At 61.5% G+C, this 1,601-nt stretch carries 1 protein-coding gene; it reads right to left on the minus strand.

Annotation, left to right across the window (positions count from 1 at the left end; all coding sequences use genetic code 11):
• Positions 1-209: 209 nt before the first annotated feature.
• Positions 210-1,283, minus strand: coding sequence for a site-specific integrase (locus tag KBI5_RS17275; protein ID WP_198537771.1), 1,074 nt, complete (start codon positions 1,281-1,283; stop codon positions 210-212).
• Positions 1,284-1,601 lie beyond the last annotated feature (318 nt).

A 1,601-nucleotide genomic window follows, 5' to 3' on the forward strand; every position in this document is an offset into this window, starting at 1 on the left:
GTCCTCCCCACGCCCGTGGGGGTGATCCGCGGATTCCTATCGTGACGACGTGGCAGAAAACATCCTCCCCACGCCCGTGGGGGTGATCCGCCGATCGGGGACATCGCGCGCGGCGCATGCCGGTCCTCCCCACGCCCGTGGGGGTGATCCGAATGACTGCCGTGACCGAGACCAAACCAAACTCCCACATGTCCACGAAGGGAATAAGGTCAGGGAGCCAGACTCTCGAGCGCTTTGGCAGCACGGGGGTTGATCATGTTCCTGCCCATATAGGAGTCCAGCGTCATCGACGTCTTGGAGTGCCCAAGCTGGTCAGCGATCTCTCTCGCTGACAGCCCATCCTTGTCCATGGCTGTCGCGGCGGTCTTTCGCAGGTGATGGGGAACCAACCATGGGTAGCCCATGTGGTCGAACGCCTTACGAAGTTGTGTATGGGCATTGTCTGGATCCTTGAGTGTCTGCACCGAGGACATGAAGACCGGGTCATAGTCACACCTCGACTCCACACGACTGGCTTTGCGGCGCCGGAAGAGATCGACTCCCCAGCAAGGAAGGAGCAGGGTCCTCTCATGGATCTTCGATGTTGAATCGCTCTTGATCCGAAGCCCCTCGCCCTTTACCCGCACCACGACACCTCCCGTCTTTATGGTGGCTTCATCAAGATCGATGTCAGCCCACTGAATCGCCAGGACCTCGGCAATACGGAGCGCGGTCGCCAGCATGGCGTCGACGATGTCCGGCAGGTCCTGCCGGATCGCGGCCTCGTCGTAGCTCAGGCTCGCCCGAAGCTGGCTCACCTCGGACGTGGACAGAGCTCGAGGGGGATTGTTGACTCTCGGCCGCACGGGAGCGACTTCACGACACGGATTGATCGTCATCGCGTCCAGGCGACACGCGTGGCCGCACATGTTACTGAGGACGGTCCGTACAGCCTTCGCGACCGCGGGCCCGTTCCGCTCTGTCACCGCCTTGATGTGGCGATTGACGGCCGCCGTGGTCAGCTCCCGGATCCGGAGCGGCCCCAGACCGGGGATCACCTGCCTGTCAAGGCGATCGCGGTAGAGGCGGAGGGTTCCGGGCGACTTCGGAAGCTTCGCATACTCGGCCCACCAGTGCTCCGCAAGTTCCTCGACTCGACTGTCTCGAGTGATCTCAGCCGCGCCGCCGGCCTGCGTGATCCAGTCCCGCAACGCCTCCTTCAGCCTGCGCTGCGCGGCGGCCGCAGAAGCGCCAGAACGCTCGACCTGACGGGTCGAACCGTCGAAGTCACGGTAGAGCGTCATCGCCCGATACCCGGCGCCCGCGCGATACGTACGGATCTTCCCGTAGGTCCCAGGTGGAGTCTCCGGCCTTCCAGCTCCTGACATGCCCACACCCTACCCACAGAAAATAACGGTGATCAACGATCGACATCGGCAGCCAACGGCACGCTCCTCACCCTAGAGAAGCTGGTAACGGTCGCTACTGACCGGCAAAATCGATCAACAGATGATCACGATCATTGATCCGGCAGGTTATAGGTTCGAGTCCTATCGCGGGAGCATGTTTGCCCAGGTCAGGGCCTATCTTAGCAAGATCTTAAAGATCTTGAAATAAAGATC

It is taken from the genome of Frankia sp. KB5 (assembly GCF_002099325.1).
GTDB classification, from domain to species: Bacteria; Actinomycetota; Actinomycetes; order Frankiales; family Frankiaceae; genus Frankia; species Frankia casuarinae.

Bases quoted from the DNA above. Each gene is read 5' to 3' on its own strand.
- KBI5_RS17275 (WP_198537771.1), bottom strand. From the start codon at position 1,283: ATGACGCTCTACCGTGACTTCGACGGTTCGACCCGTCAGGTCGAGCGT.